The organism is Acidithiobacillus albertensis (genome assembly GCF_001931655.1).
Taxonomy (GTDB): domain Bacteria; phylum Pseudomonadota; class Gammaproteobacteria; order Acidithiobacillales; family Acidithiobacillaceae; genus Acidithiobacillus; species Acidithiobacillus thiooxidans.
Genome location: NZ_MOAD01000001.1, coordinates 1,854,204 through 1,874,073, shown reverse-complemented (window position 1 = coordinate 1,874,073; position 19,870 = coordinate 1,854,204). Strand labels below are relative to the sequence as shown.

Sequence of the window (19,870 nt, the reverse complement as noted above, 5' to 3'; positions counted from 1 at the left end):
ATTGGAGCATGGACCATTCAAAAAGTTCCTGAGCAGCAAAATTTTCTTCAAGGCCGCTTGTAATGCCTGCTCAGCAGGGCTATGGCCTGCTTGTTGCTAGTAACTGAGAAGGGTAGGCTGCAATACTTTCCTCTTTTAAGCCCCTGCAGGGGCTTTCATCTACAGGTTCGGGAGCAAAATCGGCATGGTTGTTCTGCAGGCACATAGGACCCTTTGGGCCAGGTTCATTATTTTATGTAGTGCAGTTCTGTTATTTGGGCTGAGTGCCAGTTATGCCCATGCTGATCATTTTCTCAGTCCGGATCAGGCGTTCAGCTTTTCCGCGAAGTTGTCCAGTCCCGACCATCTGCAGTTGCGCTGGGATGTGGCGCCCGGTTATCACCTATATAGAGATCGCATTCAGGTCTCGGTGCTGCCCACCAGCATTTTGTTGGGAAAGTACACGCTTCCCAAGGGGGTGATGCTGAATGATCCGGCGTTTGGAAAAATGCGGGTTCTGGAGGGCGAGAACAGCGTCATCATTCCTTTCTCGGTCAAAGGCACCCCGCCGGGCACGCTGACCGTCAAAGCCACTTATCAGGGCTGTGCCAACGCGGGGGTTTGTTATCCCGAACAAAGCAAGACGGTACAGCTGTCCTTGCTGGCCCCGGCTTCCGCACCGATACCGACCGCTTCGCTACCCAGTCCCCATTCCCGGTCTTCACCGGTAAAAAGTAGCAGTAATGCCGGAGTATTGGCGGGCGCTCTGCAGGACAGTTTCTGGCTGACTTTAGGACTGTTTTTTGTTGCCGGTCTGGGGCTGGCTTTTACACCCTGTATATTTCCGATGATTCCTATTTTGTCTGCGCTGATTGTCGGGCAGGAAGCCAAACGGGGCGCACAGAAATCCCGGGCTTTTACTTTGTCGCTGGCTTATGTTTTGGGCATGGCGTTGACTTACACCATTGCGGGCGTGTTGGCAGCAATCACGGGCGCCTACCTGCAGGCTGTTTTTCAGAATCCCTGGATTCTGGGTGCATTCGCATCGATATTTGTGTTATTGGCGCTTTCCATGTTCGGGTTTTATGAGTTGCAAATGCCCAGTAGTTTGCAAACCCGGCTTTCCGGCTTGGGAAAGGGCGGACATCTGTTCAGTAGTTTTGTCATGGGAGCCTTGTCGGCGCTCATTGTCGGTCCTTGTGTGGCGGCACCATTGGCAGGGGCCTTATTGTTCATTTCCCAGACAGGTAATGTATTTTTGGGCGGACTGTCGCTGTTTGTCCTGAGTCTGGGGATGGGCTTGCCCCTCTTGATTATCGGGACTTCGGCGGGGCGGTTGTTGCCGCGTGCCGGTGCCTGGATGGACGCAGTCAAGGCCATATTTGGCGTGCTGATGTTGGGGGTGGCCATCTGGCTGATGGCCCGGGTGCTGCCAGGAGCAGTCAGTCTGGCGCTTTGGGCAGCGCTGGCCGTGATTTCCTCTATCTACCTGGGGGCGCTGGACGCTTTGGGGGCTGAAGCCACAGGCTGGAGACGCTTCCGGAAAGGCGTGGGAATCCTCGTGCTTGCCTATGGTCTGGTGATGGGGATGGGCGCGTTGAGCGGTGCCAGTGATCCGCTACAGCCGTTCTCAAGAGTCCTGGAGGCGGGAAAAGGTGCAGACCGCTCACAGCAGGCTGCTTTGCACTTTAGCATAGTAAAAAGCCCCCAAGCCCTCGATGCTGCATTGAAGCAGGCTCATGGTAGACCCGTCCTGGTGGATTATTGGGCCAGCTGGTGCGTGGAATGCGCGCGCATGGACAAGGTGACCTTCGCGACGCCTGAGGTGGAAAATGCCCTGCGCAATCGGGTGTTGATCCGTGTTGATGTGACCCGGGATGACGCCAATAGTCGGGCTTTGTTGAAGCGCTACAATCTGGTTGGCCCGCCGGCATTTATGGCCATAGGCGCAAATGGTCAGGTGCAGGCCCAGCAGGAGGGCTATTTAGGGCCCCGGGCCTTCATGCGCTGGCTGCCCAAATCCTGACGGGCAGGCGGCCGATTCCTCCAGACCTAGTGTCCTGCCGCCTTTTTCAGCGGCCCACCCTTCAATATATAGAGCGTGCCGCAGTAGGGACACCGGGCTTCGCCCGTTTCTTCAATTTTGAGGAATACCCGGGGGTGACCGTTCCAGCGGCTCATCTCCGGCTGTGGGCAATAGAGCGGTAACTGTTGGGGCTCTACCTCGGTGAACCCCTTGTTGCAGCAGTGAATGGTGTTTTTCATGATTCAGGCGACGTGATGCAACCATTCGGGATGATCATCCCGACGCCCAGCGACCGTATCAAAATAACGGCTTTGCAGCTGGCTGGTGATGGGCCCCCGACTGCCACTACCAATGACTCTTCCGTCAATTTCGCGAATCGGCGTGACTTCGGCGGCGGTGCCCGTAAAGAAAGCTTCATCGGCAATATAAAATTCATCGCGGGTGAGTTGTTTTTCAACAATGGGAATGCCGGCATCCCGGGCAAAACGGAGAATCGTGTCGCGGGTTATGCCTTCCAGGGCACTGGTCAGGGTTGGTGTATAGAGAATTCCGTCGCGCACCATAAAGACGTTTTCTCCGGAACCTTCGGCTACATAGCCTTCACGGTCCAGCAGCAAGGCTTCATCATATCCGCAGGACGAGGCTTCGCGCTGGGCCAGCATGGAGTTCATATAATTGCCGGTAGCCTTGGCTTTGCACAGGTGGATGTTCACCTGATGACGATTGAAGGAACTGACCTTGACGCGGATGCCTTTTTCAAGCGCCTCCTGCCCCAGATAACTGCCCCAGCTCCAGGCAGCAATGAGGGCATGGACTTTCAGGCCCTTGGCAGACAGGCCCATGCCTTCGGCGCCATAGAACAGCAGTGGGCGAATGTAGGCAGACTCCAGCTGGTTTACGCGAATCACTTCCCTGGTGGCCGCATTGATTTCTGCTTCCGTGAATGGTACGTCCATCTGCAGGATTTTGGCGCTGTTGAACAGCCGTTTGGTATGCTCCGGCAAACGAAAAATGGCGGCTCCCTGGGGAGTGGCATAAGCACGCTCGCCCTCGAAACAACCCATGCCATAATGGAGGCTGTGGGTCAGTCCATGCACCGTAGCTTCTCTCCAGGGCACCATTTTGCCATCAAACCAGATAAAACCGTCACGATCCGCCATGGACATTTTTACTTCTCCTTAATCCGTATAACTGCCAATCCATTCCTGCCAGATGACTCGCACCTTTTCTGAGGCGTCCTGCAAAGCCTCCCAATGCGGGGTATCATCGGCATGAACATTGTTTTCCTGCAAGTTCAGCCAGCGTTCGTTTTCTACTTGCCGGTACAGTTTCCAGGCATGCAGCAAATCAGAGCCTTGTTGGGCATTCCAAACACCGGATTGCACCAAGGCCCTGATGGCTGCTGCGGTGCCGGTATTCTGACACAAATCCGGCTGCTCTGGGCAAGCGCCTAGCATAGCAAATTGTACAAGAAACTCGATATCTGTCAGTCCACCCGGGCTTAATTTCAGATGAAAAGCTTGTGGGGCTATGTTTTTATTGTCGAAAATACGTTTTCTCATGCTCCGCACGGCACTTTTCAAGGTCTCGGCGTCTCTTTCGGAACCCAAAATGGCATGACGCAATTGTTCGAATCGTGCTCCTAACTGTGAATCGCCGGCTACCCAGCGGGCGCGGGTCAGGGCCTGATGCTCCCAGGTCCAGGCGGATTGGTGCTGGTAGCGGCTGAACGTCTCCATACTGCTGACCAGAGGACCGGATTGGCCACTGGGGCGCAGGCGCATGTCAATTTCATACAGTATGCCTGCGCGGGTCAGCGTGCTGAGCAGGTGGATGAGCCTTTGTCCCAGGCGGGCATACCAGGTGGAGGCGGGAAGGGGGGCTGGACCGTCACTTTCCGCCTCAGGCGGGGCGTCATATAAATAAATCAGATCCAGGTCCGAGGCGAAGCCCATTTCCTGACCGCCCAGCTTGCCCAAAGCGATGACCGCAAATGACGCTGTCTGTCCATCCTGAGTGCAGATCCGGCCATGGCGGCGTTCCATTTCCAGCCGGGCCCAATCCAGCGCGGTTTGCAGGGTAAGTTGTGCCAGATCGCTGAGTTGCCGCAGTAACGACTCAATGGATAACTGCTGCGTCCAGAAGCTGGCCGCAAGGCGTACCAGTTCGGCATTTTTAAAGCGCCGCAGGGCATCCATGCGTTCTTCCTGGTCTTCCGCATACTGTAGTTGGGCGTGGAGAATTTCCGGCCATTGCCCGGGCTGATGGTTGTTGCTGAGTACATCATCGAGCAGCACGGGAAAGCGGGCGAGTTGCTGCGCTAACCAAGGACTGTGTAGCAGCGTGCTGCAATGCTGCAGATAGCGGGGGTTTTCGGCGAGGAGCGCGAGGTAATTGGCTTTGCTGAGTATGGCTTCCAGCAGGTTCAGAAAATGTTGCAGAAGCGCTTCGCTATCGGCTTCCTGTGCACAAATTTCCAGTATCTGCGGCAGCAAATTATCCAGACGCTGGCGTCCTTCCGTGGATAGCCGCAAAGAGACATCCCGACTATGGGCAAAGCGCCAGAGTCGTGACCAGCTTTCTGTCGGATTTGGAAAATGCAGTTTCTGGAAAATATTCTCAGGGAGCATGTCCAGAGTATGGTTTTGGGCATGTAGCCAGAGTTGCCGTCCCTGTTCCGGCGTATTGCTGGAATGCACAGTTTGCGGAGCCAGGGTTTGTAAAAAAATCTGATGCACTTGCCGACGCAAACCGTCCAGATCCATTCGAAAACTATCCACATCCTCATGGTGCATGGCGCAGGCCAGTCGCTGCCATTCGTTCTCATTGCGGGGAAGTTGCTGGGTTTGCTGGTCCTGGACCATTTGCAGGCAGTGCTCGGTATTACGAAAAAAACCGTAGGCCTTGCCCAATAACAGAAAATCGGATTTTGGCAGTAGATCCAGTTCGTAGAGAATATCCAACGTGCTGAGCGTGTTGGTATTGCGTAGTTGGGGGGTACGCCCCCCATGGATGATCTGGAGTGATTGACAGATAAATTCGATTTCGCGAATCCCGCCTTGTCCTTTTTTAATGTCCTGACTGCTTTCGCCCTGCTCGGCATCCATCAGGGCCTTGACCTCACGGAGTCCCTGCAGGGCGGTAAAGTCCAGATAGCGGCGGTAAACAAAAGGCCTCAGCATTTCCAGCACTTTTGCACCAAAATCCAGGTTACCCGCTACGGGTCGGGCTTTGATGAAAGCGTAACGCTCCCAGCCCCGCCCATGGACCTGATAATAGTGCTCCATGGCGGCAGCACTGATGCAGAGGGGGCCGGCATCCCCGAAAGGACGCAGACGCATGTCTACGCGAAAGCAGAAACCTTCGGCGCCGGGTTGATCCAGCGCCTGAATCAGCCAGCGCCCCAAACGGCTGAAGTATTCACTGTTTTCTAGGGAACGGGGACCATTACTGCTGCCATTTTCGCTAAAGCAGAAAATGAGGTCGATATCCGAGGACAAATTCAGCTCTTTTCCACCGAGTTTGCCCATGCCGATGACCGCGAAAGCAACTGCCTCTCCGGCATCGTTCTCGGGATATCCATAGGCTTGTTGCAATAAGGCCTGGCCGTATATGCAGGCCTGCTGTAGACAGGTTTCGGCCAACGCGCTGACAGCCGCTACGGTTTCCGGCATGTGCTCACCCGCCATGCGATCGCGCCAGATGATTTCAACCATCCGTGCATTGCGATAGCGCCGTAATGCCGTGTTGAAGGCCTCAGGGCTGTGGTCCTTCAAGTCGGGAGGCGGGGTGACTTCGCCCTTGGCCAGGCGGAGCAGGTGCTGGGGGTGATACTGCAGATGTTGGCGCAGAAAGGGGCTGGCACAGGCAACCTGCAAGCAATGCCGGAAAAAACCTGCACCCTTATCCAGCAGATTGTTGCGTTGGGTTTCCGAAAATGTTGCCCAGATGAGCTTGATCATTTCTTCTATGGCTTCCCTGTCTACAGGAATTTGCTGGAGAATTTCGGTGATCAGGGTGGGTAAGCGCGTCCCGGTTTTCGGGGGCATGGATTTTGGGCTTTCACCCATCGGATTTTCAGGCACAGGTCTCCGGGACATGGGGCTATTCCTTGGCAGGTCATGCATGTTCACAGTGTACCTGAAGATGGTTATGATACGATCCCTGTAATCCCCGTATATTTTCTTTTGCTACTCAGGAACTTCGCGTATTTCCTCGGCATTTTTACCGACATCGACCGGGCATCATGGCTGATGCCCATGCTGATGCCCCGCATCAGGCAGGACTGCGACAGTCCCTGCGCAGCCTGGCTGTTGGGTTCGCCCGGGTTTCAGCAGTGCTGGTCGCGGGTGCGATGCTGCTGATACTCGCCGCCTATCTGCTTTTCATATATAGGCCGGAATTGCTCCGGGATTATCTGCGCAACGCCCTGGTAGAGCATTTCTCGGAACCCGTGCAACTGAGTGCCATCCGGACCGAATGGAAGGGCGGACCTACTGTGCAATTTCAGCACTTGCTGATTGGGCCTGTCGCCCATCCGGATTTGTCTCTGAATGATGTGAACTTGCAGTTTTTTGTTTTGCCGCTATTCGCGGGCGACCTGATGGCCAGAAAACTGGATGTGGCCAGTGGTTCTGTAAAACTCCTCAAAAATGCCCAAGGTCAATGGCATCTGGCTGGACTGAAACCGGGTCAATCCAACGGTCATTTCAATCTCAAACTGGATCCAGCACGCTTGCAAATCCAACATTTTTTGATTGAATTGCCGGACAATACGTATTCAACAGCCTTGCATTTGCAGTGGCTCAGTACGGGCGGCTTACGACCGGACATGCAGATTCATCTTGACTGGGCAAAAGGCGGCAGTCTGCAGTACGCGGGTGCAGCAGGAAATGGGCAATGGGCGCTACATGGCCTGCCCGTGGCCTGGTTGCATGAGCTGGATGGCCGTTTCCCTGCGCTGCAGGGAGTGCTGAGTGCAAAGGGTAGTCTGGTCTGGCAGGATGGCCTGTCCAGCGCTTTGGACGGCCATTTTCAATGGCAACATCCGGGTTTTTCAGGGCCGAAAGCGACCGGGGTGCAAGGGCAGCTCCGTTGGCAAGGGTTTACTCATTCGGGGCAGCTTGAGATTTCTCAAATCAGCGGGATCAGTGCGCAGCCCTTGTCCGCCCGCTTGCGTCTCCACTGGAAGAGGCGATTGCAGGGTGATTTCAGTGCCAAGCGCTTGCCTGTTCAGCTGGTTATGGACATCGCCGGTCCTTTGTTGCCAGCGCACTGGCAAAACTGGCGCCAATCATCCTGGCACGGAAACTTGCGGGACATGCAGGTACATTTTGCAAGAATCCGGAACTCCCAAAAGCTGGGCTGGCAACTACAAACCCGGCTGGACGATCTGGATATTCCCGCTCTGGGCCAGGCCCCAGGTCTGGACGGTTTGAGCGGCCATCTTGATTTTCAACCGCAACAATTCAGTCTGCATTTGCAAAGCCGACAACTGAAGGTATTTTGGCCGCGTTATTTTGCGCATTCCTGGTTTTTACAAAAAGTATCGGGGCATATTTCCGGTCGCTGGAATGCTCAGCACTGGTCTTTGCAGGCTGCCCCTTTGCTTGTCCATGGTCCTGGAGATTTGCAGCTAGCTGCCAGCATCGGTCCACAACAATTGCATTTGCAAGCCCGAATGCAGCACCTGCCGGTACGCGACATCAACACTTTTCTGCCGAATCAGGGAATTTCACCGGCATTGCAGCGCTGGCTTTCCAGGGCCTTTCTCAGTGGCACTCTGGACAAGGCAGATTTGCGTTGGCGAGGCCCCTGGCAGCATTTGCCCCAAAACCGCAATCATGACCATCTCAATCTGCAGGCGCATTTTCACAATGTGCATTTGCTTTACGCAGCACGCTGGCCCGATGCGGAGCATCTGGATGCCCGTTTGCAGTGGACTGGAAATGCATTGACCGTTCGCAGTCACGGGGATATTTCCGGTATTCCGGTGCGGGAGGCGCAAGTTTCTATTGGCAATCTGGATACGGCACTTGCATCGCCTCTGTATGCAGAAATCCATACGCCTCTGCCCATGGCAAAACTGCTGCCCTGTTTGCGTCAGACCCCGCTTTTACGCCATGCGCAAACGCCGCCCCTGCAACTTTCCGGGGAAGGACAGTTGCATCTGGCCCTGAAGGTGCCATTTCATCATGAAAAAACCCAGGTACAGGGTGTGCTTGCTTTGCAAAAAGCCGGTGTGAAAATGGGAAACTGGCGAGCTGAATCCATTTCGGGACCCATTCATTTTCAGCGAGATGCCATCAATGCCAAAAACCTGCAGGGTCAGTTTGTGGGCGGCCCCGCAGAAGTGAGCTTACAAGCCAAAGCGCTTGACCAGCAGACTCATCTGCAGATGCAATTGCAGGGGTCGCTGCAGGCCGGGCAGTTACCGCTGCCGCAATCCTGGCAATCCAGACTGCATGGAGTGATTCCTTATCAGGTATCCGGAACTCTGGAAAATGGCAGACTGCGCTTATTGGGATCTGCCCGGTTACAGCGTAGTCGCAGTTCCTTCCCGGCACCCTTTAACTGGAGTTATGCGGATGAGACCCCCGTCAGCATCTCCGGACAGGGGCTTTGGGATCGTGCTTTTGATCTGACTGTTCACGCCGCTCAAGGCCAAGCCCGGCTGAGCTGGAAAAGCGAAGGCAGGCATTGGCAGTGGCGGGCTGCAACGCTGCGTCTGGGTGCGGGCCCTCTTCCCAAAATGCCCGGCTACGGCGTGAGGATAGATGGACAGGGTCAGGTTCTGCCTGTGGATGAATGGTTCGCTCTCTTACCGGCAGGTGGCCCGGGAGGCCGCTTGCCAACCACTCGTTTTGACCTGCATTGGCAGCAAGTGCAACTGCTGGGACAGGTTTGGCAGCATACCCGGATACTGGGAGAAGCCCGAGGCCGTAACTGGCATTTGCGCTGGCGCAGTCCTCAGTCTGCAGGCAAGCTCACTTATCAGGCGGCAAGGATTCCGGCACAAGCGGCCGCCATTCACCTGAATGTGCAGAAACTGCTACTCAGCCCTGCGCAGACCGAACCTCTGCAGTCTGCCTGGCTGACTTCAGGAATGACTTCTGCTCCGGCCTGGGCCTCAGGTGGTCCACTGGACCTGGATGCCCATATGGACCATCTGGATTGGCGGGGGCATCTTGCCCATGATGTGACCTTACAGGCGGAACGCTCGCCAAGCGGCTGGCAACTATCAGCTTTGAAAGGGGAGTGGCTCGGTAGTCACTGGGATCTCAGCGGGGCATGGCAGCCCCATGATGGCGGCATGACTACCGTGCAGGGAACGGTGCAAAGCCATAATATCGGCCCGGCGCTGGAAGCGCTGGGGATGAACAGTCTGGAATACGGGCAAGCCCGCTATACGGGGAAAATTTCCTGGCCGGGCGCACCCTGGAATTGGAATGTGCAGCATCTTCAGGGGACAATCCAGTCCCATATAAAAAACGGCCGCCTCAAAAAAATGGGGACGGATGTGTCCTGGCTGGTTTATGTGAATCCAACAACCCTGCTGAAAGACCTGCTCACTCTGGATTACCGTCCACTATTTGGAGAGGGTTTGTTTTTTCATGCGCTTTCGGCAAAGTTTGTGCTCGGGAAGGGTTTGGCACGCAGTCAGTATATTCGCCTGAACTCCAGTGCGCTGGCCATGCATGGAGCAGGAACTCTGGACATGGTTGATCAGCAAATGAACCTGAATTTGCAGGTTTACCCTTTACAGAGTTTTGATTGGCTTCTAGGAGATTTCCCGCTGCTGGGCCCGGCACTGTTTGGGCATTCGGGTAAGGTGCTAGAATTAAACTATCTCGCCCAAGGCTCTTGGGAGCACCCCATGGTTACCCGCATATCGTCGTCGTCAGCAAAGGATAAATAAGGCATGGACGCTCAGCTTGCCGTAATTCAGATGGTTTCTTCGAATATCCCTTCAGAAAATTTTGAGCAAGCCGCAGGGCTGATTCGGGAGGCCGCTCGTGAGGGAGCGAAGCTGATCCTGCTGCCCGAGAATTTTGCCTTTATGGGACGTCATGAAACAGACAAACTCGCGCTGATGGAACCTGATGGTGAAGGTGTTATTCAGTCCTGGCTGGCGGATCAGGCGCGGCAACAGGACTGCTGGCTGGTGGGCGGCAGCATCCCCATTGCGGCGCCTGACGGACGCTGCTTTGCAGCTTGTCTGGTTTACGATAATGAAGGCCATCGCCGTGCGCGTTACGACAAAATCCATCTTTTTGATGTCAACCTGGCTGGTGGGGAAAGCTATCGGGAATCCCGCAGTATCGCGCCGGGCAAGCTGCCTGTTCAGGTAGAAACCCCTTGGGGTCAACTGGGGCTCTCCATTTGTTATGATTTGCGTTTCCCGGAGTTGTATCGTCATTACGCTGGTGCCGAACTGCTGGTGGTGCCAAGCGCTTTCACCCGACAAACGGGTGCCGCCCACTGGGAAAGTTTGCTGCGCGCCAGAGCCATCGAAAATCAGGCGTACTTGCTGGCTGCCGATCAGGGTGGTCTGCATCAGAATGGTCGTCAGACTTTTGGCGGCAGCATGATTATTGACCCCTGGGGGCAGGTCCTGGCCCGCATGGAACAGGGGCCGGGATGGGTGATGGCTGGAATGGACAGGGATTACCTGCAAAGTTGCCGAAAGCAGTTACCCGCTCTGCAACATCGGCAACTGGACTGAGGGTTTCCTACCAGGCGATATAGGCATAACCTTTTTGCTGCAGGGTAATGAGATCCACCGCGCCGCTAAACACGGGCACCGCCTGTGGAATCAGATCTGCCTTGTCGATGTGGATGGTTTTCATGGTCTGTTCACAGGCGTTGAAAACCACGCCATACATGTGCAGGCTTTCTACCTGTTCCATAATGAATTTTTCGTAATGTTGATGATTTTTCGGGGCCTTGACCAGCAACCAGAGGCCGGGTCCGAAGCAGTCGATGACAATGTCGGCATCGCTGTTGAAATGGCCGAGGACGACGGCAGCACTATGCAGGATGTCCAGAATATAAGCCGGATCGGACTTGTTGAGTTGAAACACTACCTTGTTTTTGGTTGGCCCCATCATGCCCTGGGCGTTGCCCTGATTGCTGATGGCCAGGGCACCGACTCCAGCAACAGCAGCAATACCTCCGATGAACTGACGACGGGAATGGTTTTTGGATTGGGTCATGCTATTCTCCTGAGCTTTATAGATAAGACTTCCCTTGAAGCATAGCAATAATTAAGCCGGGGCCGGCGTGAAGATCGGAGGAGCGTTGAGATGTTGAAGGTTTTTATGGGTGGAGAGAGCGCATGAAGCAGTTTAACGGAGCGTTTTTTCGCGACTTGTGGCGCATCAGTAAGCCCTATTGGTGGCATTCAGAAGAGCGCTGGAGTGCACGGGGTATTTTCGCGCTGATCATTATTCTCAACCTGTTTATGGTATTTATCTCCTACCGCATTACTCAATGGTATGCCTTTTTCTGGAATGCCTTGCAGCGTTTTGCTGTCAATGCCGCCTGGCATCAGATGCTGATTTTTCTATTGCTGGCGACAGCCTACATCATAGCCGCCGTATCCCAGACTTTTTTTACCCAGATGCTGGAAATCCGCTGGCGACGTTGGCTGACCCGCCATTATCTCGACAACTGGTTGTCTAAAAGCACGTTTTACCATATGCAGGTACTGGGCGATGGTACAGATAACCCGGACCAGCGTATCAGCGAAGATCTGGCCAGTTTTACCAGCCAGACCCTGAACATCATCATTGGCCTGCTCAGTTCAGTAACGACTCTGGCGGCCTTTGTGTTCATGCTTTGGGAGTTGTCGGCCATGATTACCATCCCCTGGAAGGGGGCCCTTTACACCATTCCCGGTTATCTGGTTTGGGCTGCCCTGATATATGCCGTATTTGGAACCATTCTGACGGCGCTTATTGGCCGCCCGCTGATCAAACTCAATTTTAATCAGGAACGTTATCAGGCAGATTTCCGTTTCAGCATGATGCGTCTGCGAGAAAACAGTGAGAGCGTGGCTTTATATGGAGGTGAACATGAAGAACGCCATCATTTTCTCCGGCGTTTTGCCGAAGTGTATGCGAATTACTGGCGGATCATCTGGCGATCCATGCGTCTGAACTGGTGGGTATCGGGGTATGGTCAGGCGGCCATTATTTTCCCGCTTATTGTCAGCATGCCTGCCTATTTTGTGAATAAAGCCATTGGTATCGGTGGACTGCAGCAAATAGCTATGGCCTTTTCCCAGGTGCAAGGTGCTCTTTCTTTTATTGTCAGCAGTTACAGCAGTCTGGCCAACTGGCATGCGGTCGTCGATCGTCTGCGCTTTTTTGAACAATCCATGGATGAGGTGCGGGTTATCCGTGAAACCCACTATCAGATTGAGCGAAAAAACGCGCCCAACCTGCAGGTCAAGGATCTCAATGTGCGCTTGCCAGATGGCCGGGAACTGGTGCATGACCTGAATCTCGACGTCCGTCGTCGTGAGCGACTGTTGATCATGGGGCCTTCCGGTGGCGGGAAAAGTACGTTGATCCGCAGTCTGGCGGGTATCTGGCCTTTTGGTGACGGAGAAATCGGCCTGCCCGAAGGAGAGCGCCCCTTGTTTCTTCCCCAAAAACCTTACTTGCCTCTGGGTACCCTTCGGGATGTTCTGGTGTATCCCTTTGGCGCCAATGTGGATGATCAGCGACTGCAGCAGATTTTGCACATGGTTGATATGAGTAGTCTTGCCGACAAGCTGGATGACTCCCGGCTCTGGTCGCATGTGTTATCCTTGGGGGAACAGCAGCGTCTGGCTTTCGCGCGGGTGCTGGTGCAAAAACCGCAGTGGATATTTCTGGATGAGGCGAGTTCGGCTCTGGATGAGCCCGCCGAAAACCGCCTATATCAATTGCTGGTCGAAGCCCTTCCGGAAAGCGCAATCATCAGTGTCGGTCATCGCTCCAGTTTGCTGCAGCACCACCAGCATTGCCTGCACCTGCAGGGTAATGGTGCCTGGGTGCTGGAAGTCGTCCAACAGCAAGGCCCAGCAGATGGTTTGCACCCGGCACCTGCATGACCGGCAAACGATCAACACAAAGTCGAGCTTCGGCTCATCATCAGGAAATTTAGGAGATGCAATTATGGCAATGACCGCAAAAGATTTACCCGTTGGTGGCGCCATGCCCGCTTTTTCTTTGCCCGTCGGAGGAGAAAGTGGTCAATGGTCGAGTACTTCTGCCCGGGGCAAGCCCTTACTGGTGCTGTTCATCTGCAACCATTGTCCTTATGTACTGCATATCAGCAGGCAGCTGGGCGAGTTGGCCCGTCAGTGGCAAAATCAGGGAGTTCAGGTGGTGGCGATCAACAGTAATGATCCGGACACCTATCCTGAGGATGCCCCCGAGAAAATGCCTGCCGAAGCGCAGCGTGCCGGTTATGACTTTCCCTATCTTTTTGATGCAGATCAAGCCGTAGCGAAGGCCTTCAACGCCGTTTGTACCCCGGATATTTTCCTTTTTGATCAGGCAGGCAAGCTTTTTTACCATGGTCAGTTTGATGACAGTCGTCCCAAAAATACGCTGCCGGTTACCGGAAAAGATTTATCGGAAGCGGTAGCTGCCGTGCTGGAAAAGCGTGAGCCTCCGGCAAAAGTCCTGCCCAGTGTGGGTTGCAGCATCAAGTGGCGAGCCGGTAATGAACCGGAGGGTTGGGTATGATCTCCGTTCAGCGCTGTGCCGTGGTTACGGGGGCATCATCGGGTATTGGCGCAGAAACAGCCCGTCAGCTTGCACATCAGGGATGTAAGGTCTACGTCGGTGCCCGCCGTCTGGAAAGACTGCAGGCATTGGCAGAAGAAATTCAGGGGGTAGCCCTGACTCTGGATGTCACTGACACGGAAAGTGTCTGTCAGTTTGTCGATCAGTTGCCCGAGGCTGTTGATATTCTGGTCAATAATGCTGGTGGTGCGCTGGGCCTTGAGCCGATTGCCGAGATGGAGGAATCCCACTGGCAACGCATGTGGGACAGCAATGTGCTGGGCCTGGCGCGGATGAGTAAGGCACTTTATCCACGACTGTTGAAAGCTTCTTCGGGCGTTGGGCATCTGGTCAATATCGGCAGTATTGCCGCCCATGAAACCTATGCCGGTGGCGGCGGTTATACGGCCTGCAAACATGCGGTCAAGGCGATTACCGAGACGCTGCGTGTGGAATGGCTGGGCAAGCCCATCCGCATTACCGAAATAGATCCGGGACTGGTGGAAACCGAATTCAGTCTGGTGCGCTTTGCCGGAGATGCAGAACGTGCAGCGAGTGTATATGCAGGTATGGAGCCTTTGGTGGCAGCAGATATTGCCGACGCCATTAGCTGGGTGGTCAGCCGTCCTGCCCATGTCAATATTGATGAAATCATTATAAAACCACGTGCTCAGGCGCGGGCCGGGCTGGTCTACAGGGATTAAAGCGTCTACCGGCGCAGAAAATAATGATAAACGAACAAGAAAAGCGCCGTATTGGGCAAGTGCTGTTGCAGCGTGGATTTATTTCTCCGGAACAGCTTGAACGCGCTCTCCGCCATCAAAGGCAAGGGAGTGAACGTCTGGGGAAGTTGCTGATTGCTGAAGGACTGGTCAGTGAGCAGGATCTTGCCCTGGGTCTTACCAGGCAGGCTCGTCTTCGTCACGATGATCGTAAACTCAAAAGTGCCCGTATGTTGGCAGGCTCTACAGAAAAGCTGCGTATGGATCTCGAAAAGCAGTCCCTTGATTTATTGAAAGAATGGCAACAACGGGTGCCCCGCATACCGGATCGCGAAGCTGGGGGAGAAAGAAAAAAACGGGATGCGGCATTGCGTCAAGCGATGGACTTTCCTCGTGCCCTGGCTGTCGCCAGAGAGGCCATAGAAACGGCCAAACGCAAGGGAGATCCTGGGCGCTTGCGACGTTTACTCAGTGTTTTGAAACAGGTCGAAAAAGATCTCGAAGCTTTTCGTCAGGCGATTGCTGGAGCCTCTTTCCATCCAGTGCATGAGTGGGTGGCACGCTGGCAGTTTTTGCAGGATTGCGGAAAGGATATTCAGCGCGCCTGCGTCTAAGTTTCAGTGAAAAATATGCTGAAAAATACCGCTGGCAATTTGTTGTTGTTTGGTCACAAAGTTGGGGTGTTGCTGAACCTGTCGTTGCCGGCGCAGGCGGAGCAGGCGTTTCTGTAATTCCCGTTTGATGCGTTGTCTTTCATGTCCTGCCATGAAAGAAGAGTAACTGGGGAAGCTGCGAACCCGACGCAAAGCCGCCAATAAATTTGTGCTGTTATCCATCTGCTGTCTCCTTAGCTTTCTATTGAAAACAATAAAGCAAGGAGTGTGCCAAAATAATAAACACATATAAATCAATGCATAAAAATTATCCGAACGGTCAGTCAGCTAATTTCTGTCACGTTTTGACGACAAGGTGCCCGTTTTTACAGGGTGCCCCCTAAAACCGGCGGTGGGTCGGGAAGCTTTGCCGCGACTTTGGCCGGTGTCGCAAAAACTCCCCACTGCTCAAGGGGACGTTATTGTAACCGGAAGGCTAATGCCGGCGGAAAGCGTCCAGAACCAGAATTACCGCCCCGATGGAAATGGCGCTATCGGCAATATTGAAATAAGGCCAATATAAAGAACCCCAGTGCGCCCCAATGAAGTCCACTACATAGCCGAGGCGAATGCGATCAATCAGATTGCCTACAGCACCGCCAAGAATGAGTGCGAGAGCGATGGCGGTCCAGGTGCTGCCGGGTTTGAGGCGACGCAGGATGGCGACAATGACGACAACGACCAGCAGGGCAATACCAATGAGCAGCCAGCGCTGCCAACCGCCTGCACCTGCCAGAAAACTGAAAGCAGCCCCCGTATTATGAACGAGGCGAAAATTCAGGAGGCCGGGGATGACGACAATACCCTGTCCCACCCGCCAGATGTGACTCAGCCAGAGTTTGACGCCCTGATCTGCAAGGATGACGGCAAAAGACAGCCAAAGGTAACGTAACATCAGCAGAACTCCCGTTGTTCGCCTGGTAATTCAAGATTGCTTACACAACGACCACAAATTTCCGGATGTCCGGCATGCTGGCCGACATCATGACGGCGATGCCAGCACCGTGCACATTTGCTGGCTGTGCTCGTTTGTACCTGCAGGGCAACTCCGGGAACCAGTTCGGCGCTGTTTTCCGGTCGCTCGGAGTAGGCATGGATGCTGCAGGCGGAAGTCATCAAAAAATAGCGCAGTTCTTCTCCCAGAGGGTGCAGAAACGCCTGCCAGTCATCGTTGGCATAAATCTGCAGTTCGGCATCCAGACCCGAGCCGATTTGCTTGTCCTGACGTAGCAGTTCCAGCGCCGCATTGACCGCATCCCGTAATTGACTGAGACGCTCCCAGCGGGCGTTCAGCGCAACGGTATCTGCGGGCAAAGGGAGGTCTGGGTATTCACCAAAAAACACGCTGGGTGCTGGCCGATCGCGCATTTCCTGCCAGATTTCTTCTGCGGTAAAGCTCAGGACGGGTGCCATCCAGCGGACCATGGCTTCCAGCATCAGCCAGAGGACAGTTTGTGCGGAACGGCGGGCGCGAGAAGCAGCCGGTGAGGTATAGAGGCGATCCTTGAGTACGTCCAGATAGAGGCCGCCCAGATCAATGGAACAAAAATGATGGAGCTTTTGCTGGACCTTGAGAAATTGGTATTCAGCATAGGCCGCACGAATTTCTTCCTGCAACAGTGCGGTGCGCGCCAGCATCCAGCGATCCATTTCCAGCAACTCTGCTGCGGGCAGTGCGTCTTTTGCGAAGTCAAAATCGTGGGTGTTGCCCAGAATGTAGCGGGCCGTATTACGAATGCGCCGATAGCTATCCCCCAATTGCTTGACGATGGCATCGGAAATGGGAATTTCGCCCCGGTAATCTGCCGAAGCCACCCAGAGGCGCAGAATATCCGCACCATAACGGTCGATAATGCTCTGCGGGGCGATGACGTTACCCACTGACTTGCTCATCTTGCGGCCTTCACCATCCACCGTGAAGCCATGGGTCAAAACCGCCTTGAACGGTGCACGCCCCCGGCTCGCCACAGACTCCAGCAGCGAAGACTGAAACCAGCCACGATGTTGATCTGAACCTTCCAGATACAGGTCGGCAGGACTCTGCAGTTCCGGACGCTGCTCCAGGACAAAGGCGTGGGTCGAGCCGGAATCAAACCAGACGTCAAGAATATCCGTGCTCTTGTGAAAATGATCATATCCACAGGCTGCACAATGCGCTTCTGCAGGCAGAAAATCTTCGGCAGGCTGGTTGAACCAGGCATCAACACCGTTAGCTTCCACCGCCTGAGCAATCCGTTCGAAAGTTGCCGCGTCGCGCAGCGGTTCACCACACTGGCCGCAGAAAAACAGGGCAATGGGTACGCCCCAGGCTCTTTGCCGGGAAATACACCAGTCCGGACGCTGACGGATCATGCCGGCAATGCGCTCCTGACCCCAGTCGGGAATCCAGCGCGTTGCTTCTATGGCAGAGAGAGCCTTGTCGCGGAGCTGGTTGGCAGACATGCTGATAAACCATTGCGGTGTCGCCCGAAACAGCAGGGGCGTCTTGTGTCGCCAGCAATGGGGATAGCTATGGCGGATTTTTTCCAGATGCAGTAGGGCATCTTCCTCCTGCAGCAGTTCGATGATTTTTTCGTTGGCTTGACGAATATTCAGCCCGCCAAGACCACGGGGCAGGTCATCACGCAAGCGGCCGTTATCCTGCAAGGGGCTTTCCACCGGCAGATGATAATGACGACTGGCCTCATAGTCCTCCACGCCATGCGCAGGCGCGGTGTGCACACATCCGGTACCGGCTTCCAGGGTAACGTGTTGGCCGAGAATGACCGGAACCTGACGATCCAGAAAAGGATGCTGCAGAATCAGTCCTTCGAGCTGCGATCCGGTGCATTCTGCCAGAATGGCAGGACCATTTTCCGGGGTTTCCCCATAACGGGCGAGGGTGCTTTCGGCCAGATCGGCAGCTACCAGAATATGGCGATGCCCGCTGCGCAGGAGCACATAAGCATAATCAGGATGTACGGCGACCGCCTGATTGGCGGGTAAAGTCCATGGAGTGGTAGTCCAGATGACCACGCTGGCGGCGACAGCCTCTTTCAGCCCCAGCCGCTGCTGCAGGTCAGCCGGATTGGCAACGGCAAAAGCCACATCAATGGAGGGATCCGTGCGATCCTGATATTCGACTTCCGCTTCGGCCAGTGCACTACCACAATCCACACACCAGTGGACGGGTTTGGCACCGCGTACTACCTGACTATTGACGGTCAAGCGACCAAGTTCCCGGAGAATATTGGCTTCTGCCGCAAAATGCATGGTCAGATAGGGATGCTGCCAGTCGCCGAGGATGCCGAGTCGTTCAAAATCCTGCCGTTGTCCTACAATCTGGCCTTCTGCGTAGGTCCGGCAGGCGTTGCGAAATTCCTGGGCACTGACTTTTTCTCCGGGGCGTCCCAGTTCCTTTTCCACCTGGATTTCAATGGGTAAGCCATGACAATCCCAGCCCGGCACATAGGGGACCCGGTAACCTTCACTCAATTTGCTTTTATTGATAATGTCCTTGAGGATTTTATTGACCGCATGGCCTATGTGAATTTTGCCATTGGCGTAAGGCGGGCCGTCATGCAGGATAAATACCGGAGCGTTGCTGCGCGCCGTCTGGATGGCGGCATACAAATCATGCTCCTGCCAGCGCGCCAGTGTCGCCGGTTCGCGTTCCGGGAGTTTGCCCTGCATGGGAAAGTCCGTTTGGGGAAGGTTCAGTGTCAGCTTGTAGTCCATGAGTTTTGAAAATCCTAAGGGTGTTCGGCAAAAAAACGGCGGGTATTGATAATATCCCGGGCAATGGCTGCCTTGAGGGCATCGAGATCCGGGTACTTTTCTTCATGACGTAATTGCTGATGCAGTTCTACCTGAACGCGCTGTCCATAAAGATCAGGACTGTCGGCATCCAGGCAGTGTGCCTCCAGCACCATTTGCTTACCGCCGACGGTAGGTCGCAAGCCGATACTGATGGCGGCTATCCAGCTTCCTTGAGGGCTGTGCAGACGCCCGGCAAAAATGCCTTTGACCGGAACGGGGCGGCGATTCAGGGGAATGTTGGCGGTGGGGAAGCCCAGTTCCCGACCCAGATGATCACCGTGAACGATTTTACCACAGAGGGTATAGGGTCTGCCCAACCACTGTTGCGCCTGGTCCAGGTTGCCTGCCAGCAATGCCGCACGAATGCCGGTGCTGCTGACGCGTTGGCCGTCGAGGCTGAAGGCTGGCTGTTCCATGACGGCAAAACCATATTGGCGACCGAAGTGCTGCAGCATCTCCAGATCGCCCCGCCGCGCCGCCCCGAAACGAAAATCATGACCAACCACCAGAAAGCGGCACTGTAATTGCTGCACCAAAATGCGCGTAATGAAATCTTCAGCGGAAAGGCGGGCCAGAGCCTGATCAAAAGGCAGGCAGTAAATTTGATCCACATGGTAGTGACGCAGCGCGTCGATTTTTTCACGGAGACTGCTCAGCCGGGGTGCGGCCTGGGATGCCAGAAAAAATTCCCGGGGCAGGGGTTCAAAGGTCAAAACCGCCGTCGCTAAATCACTTTGGCGTAGGGACTGCAGCAAGGCCTGATGTCCTCTATGAACACCGTCAAAATTGCCGATACTGACCGCCAGTGCTGAGCTGGCAGGACAATGGCTGCGTCTATGGAAAAAGCCTGGGAAATTCATGCGGGATTATTTGCGATCCGTTTCACGGTAAAATGGCGACATACTAGCCTAA

The 19,870-nt window shown here is 54.7% G+C and carries 15 protein-coding genes; 7 read left to right on the top strand and 8 right to left on the bottom strand.

The genetic code is table 11. From position 1 onward, the window contains the following. Window positions 1-184 precede the first annotated feature (184 nt). The gene (dsbD, locus tag BLW97_RS09725) at window positions 185-2,005 is read left to right on the top strand and encodes a protein-disulfide reductase DsbD (protein WP_075323022.1); all 1,821 of its coding nucleotides are present in this window, start codon (window positions 185-187) and stop codon (window positions 2,003-2,005) included. 26 nt (window positions 2,006-2,031) lie between these two features. Here dsbD and BLW97_RS09720 read toward each other — a convergent pair whose 3' ends face one another. The 3 genes from BLW97_RS09720 to glnE are packed head-to-tail and all read right to left on the bottom strand — an operon-like array spanning window position 2,032 to window position 6,105. Continuing rightward, the gene (locus BLW97_RS09720; protein ID WP_075323021.1) at window positions 2,032-2,244 is read right to left on the bottom strand and encodes a zinc-finger domain-containing protein; all 213 of its coding nucleotides are present in this window, start codon (window positions 2,242-2,244) and stop codon (window positions 2,032-2,034) included. 3 nt (window positions 2,245-2,247) lie between these two features. Beyond that, entirely contained in the window at window positions 2,248-3,171 is a 924-nt protein-coding gene (locus tag BLW97_RS09715) for a branched-chain amino acid transaminase (RefSeq protein ID WP_031570205.1), read from the bottom strand. A gap of 12 nt (window positions 3,172-3,183) precedes the next feature. Then, window positions 3,184-6,105: a bifunctional [glutamate--ammonia ligase]-adenylyl-L-tyrosine phosphorylase/[glutamate--ammonia-ligase] adenylyltransferase gene (gene glnE / locus BLW97_RS09710; protein ID WP_207650585.1), complete on the bottom strand. Its 2,922-nt coding sequence runs from the start codon at window positions 6,103-6,105 to the stop codon at window positions 3,184-3,186. Between the two features lie 146 nt (window positions 6,106-6,251). On the opposite strand from glnE, the gene BLW97_RS09705 reads away from it, so the two are divergent. Both BLW97_RS09705 and BLW97_RS09700 read left to right on the top strand, forming a co-directional pair. Then, the gene (locus BLW97_RS09705) at window positions 6,252-9,923 is read left to right on the top strand and encodes a YhdP family phospholipid transporter (RefSeq protein WP_077218345.1); all 3,672 of its coding nucleotides are present in this window, start codon (window positions 6,252-6,254) and stop codon (window positions 9,921-9,923) included. Between the two features lie 3 nt (window positions 9,924-9,926). After that, window positions 9,927-10,730, top strand: a complete 804-nt coding sequence (locus BLW97_RS09700; protein ID WP_075323020.1) for a carbon-nitrogen hydrolase family protein — start codon at window positions 9,927-9,929, stop codon at window positions 10,728-10,730. A 7-nt stretch (window positions 10,731-10,737) separates the two neighbouring features. On the opposite strand, the gene BLW97_RS09695 is transcribed toward BLW97_RS09700, so the two are convergent. Continuing rightward, window positions 10,738-11,220 (bottom strand): DsrE family protein, encoded by a 483-nt coding sequence (locus BLW97_RS09695; RefSeq protein WP_010637846.1) that lies wholly within the window; start codon window positions 11,218-11,220, stop codon window positions 10,738-10,740. Window positions 11,221-11,342: 122 nt separating this feature from the next. Here BLW97_RS09695 and BLW97_RS09690 point away from each other — a divergent pair, with 122 nt between their 5' ends. From BLW97_RS09690 to BLW97_RS09675, 4 genes are all read left to right on the top strand, one after another. Continuing rightward, complete coding sequence (locus BLW97_RS09690) at window positions 11,343-13,106, top strand: ABC transporter ATP-binding protein/permease (protein ID WP_075323019.1); 1,764 nt, start codon at window positions 11,343-11,345, stop codon at window positions 13,104-13,106. A gap of 64 nt (window positions 13,107-13,170) precedes the next feature. After that, window positions 13,171-13,746, top strand: coding sequence for a thioredoxin family protein (locus tag BLW97_RS09685; protein WP_024893644.1), 576 nt, complete (start codon window positions 13,171-13,173; stop codon window positions 13,744-13,746). Continuing rightward, complete coding sequence (locus BLW97_RS09680) at window positions 13,743-14,489, top strand: SDR family NAD(P)-dependent oxidoreductase (protein WP_075323018.1); 747 nt, start codon at window positions 13,743-13,745, stop codon at window positions 14,487-14,489. Before BLW97_RS09685 ends, BLW97_RS09680 begins: the two co-directional genes overlap by 4 nt. A 23-nt stretch (window positions 14,490-14,512) precedes the next feature. Further along, window positions 14,513-15,121 (top strand): cyclic di-GMP-binding domain-containing protein, MshE-related, encoded by a 609-nt coding sequence (locus BLW97_RS09675; protein ID WP_075323017.1) that lies wholly within the window; start codon window positions 14,513-14,515, stop codon window positions 15,119-15,121. A 3-nt stretch (window positions 15,122-15,124) separates the two neighbouring features. Here BLW97_RS09675 and BLW97_RS09670 read toward each other — a convergent pair whose 3' ends face one another. From BLW97_RS09670 to BLW97_RS09655, 4 genes are all read right to left on the bottom strand, one after another. Beyond that, on the bottom strand, window positions 15,125-15,343 hold the full coding sequence (locus tag BLW97_RS09670; RefSeq protein WP_024893642.1) for a hypothetical protein: 219 nt from the start codon (window positions 15,341-15,343) through the stop codon (window positions 15,125-15,127). Window positions 15,344-15,596: 253 nt separating this feature from the next. Next, window positions 15,597-16,055, bottom strand: coding sequence for a signal peptidase II (gene lspA, locus BLW97_RS09665; protein WP_010637856.1), 459 nt, complete (start codon window positions 16,053-16,055; stop codon window positions 15,597-15,599). Then, window positions 16,055-18,877 (bottom strand): isoleucine--tRNA ligase, encoded by a 2,823-nt coding sequence (gene ileS / locus BLW97_RS09660; RefSeq protein WP_075323016.1) that lies wholly within the window; start codon window positions 18,875-18,877, stop codon window positions 16,055-16,057. Before ileS ends, lspA begins: the two co-directional genes overlap by 1 nt. 14 nt (window positions 18,878-18,891) lie before the next feature. Beyond that, window positions 18,892-19,818: a bifunctional riboflavin kinase/FAD synthetase gene (locus BLW97_RS09655; RefSeq protein WP_075323015.1), complete on the bottom strand. Its 927-nt coding sequence runs from the start codon at window positions 19,816-19,818 to the stop codon at window positions 18,892-18,894. Between the last annotated feature and the right edge of the window lie 52 nt (window positions 19,819-19,870).

Bases quoted from the DNA above. Each gene is read 5' to 3' on its own strand.
- BLW97_RS09675 (WP_075323017.1), top strand. From the start codon at position 14,513: ATGATAAACGAACAAGAAAAGCGCCGTATTGGGCAAGTGCTGTTGCAG.
- lspA (WP_010637856.1), bottom strand. From the start codon at position 16,055: ATGTTACGTTACCTTTGGCTGTCTTTTGCCGTCATCCTTGCAGATCAG.
- BLW97_RS09690 (WP_075323019.1), top strand. From the start codon at position 11,343: ATGAAGCAGTTTAACGGAGCGTTTTTTCGCGACTTGTGGCGCATCAGT.
- BLW97_RS09685 (WP_024893644.1), top strand. From the start codon at position 13,171: ATGGCAATGACCGCAAAAGATTTACCCGTTGGTGGCGCCATGCCCGCT.
- BLW97_RS09670 (WP_024893642.1), bottom strand. From the start codon at position 15,343: ATGGATAACAGCACAAATTTATTGGCGGCTTTGCGTCGGGTTCGCAGC.
- BLW97_RS09720 (WP_075323021.1), bottom strand. From the start codon at position 2,244: ATGAAAAACACCATTCACTGCTGCAACAAGGGGTTCACCGAGGTAGAG.
- BLW97_RS09680 (WP_075323018.1), top strand. From the start codon at position 13,743: ATGATCTCCGTTCAGCGCTGTGCCGTGGTTACGGGGGCATCATCGGGT.
- BLW97_RS09655 (WP_075323015.1), bottom strand. From the start codon at position 19,818: ATGAATTTCCCAGGCTTTTTCCATAGACGCAGCCATTGTCCTGCCAGC.
- BLW97_RS09695 (WP_010637846.1), bottom strand. From the start codon at position 11,220: ATGACCCAATCCAAAAACCATTCCCGTCGTCAGTTCATCGGAGGTATT.
- ileS (WP_075323016.1), bottom strand. From the start codon at position 18,877: ATGGACTACAAGCTGACACTGAACCTTCCCCAAACGGACTTTCCCATG.
- BLW97_RS09705 (WP_077218345.1), top strand. From the start codon at position 6,252: ATGGCTGATGCCCATGCTGATGCCCCGCATCAGGCAGGACTGCGACAG.
- dsbD (WP_075323022.1), top strand. From the start codon at position 185: ATGGTTGTTCTGCAGGCACATAGGACCCTTTGGGCCAGGTTCATTATT.
- BLW97_RS09715 (WP_031570205.1), bottom strand. From the start codon at position 3,171: ATGTCCATGGCGGATCGTGACGGTTTTATCTGGTTTGATGGCAAAATG.
- BLW97_RS09700 (WP_075323020.1), top strand. From the start codon at position 9,927: ATGGACGCTCAGCTTGCCGTAATTCAGATGGTTTCTTCGAATATCCCT.
- glnE (WP_207650585.1), bottom strand. From the start codon at position 6,105: ATGTCCCGGAGACCTGTGCCTGAAAATCCGATGGGTGAAAGCCCAAAA.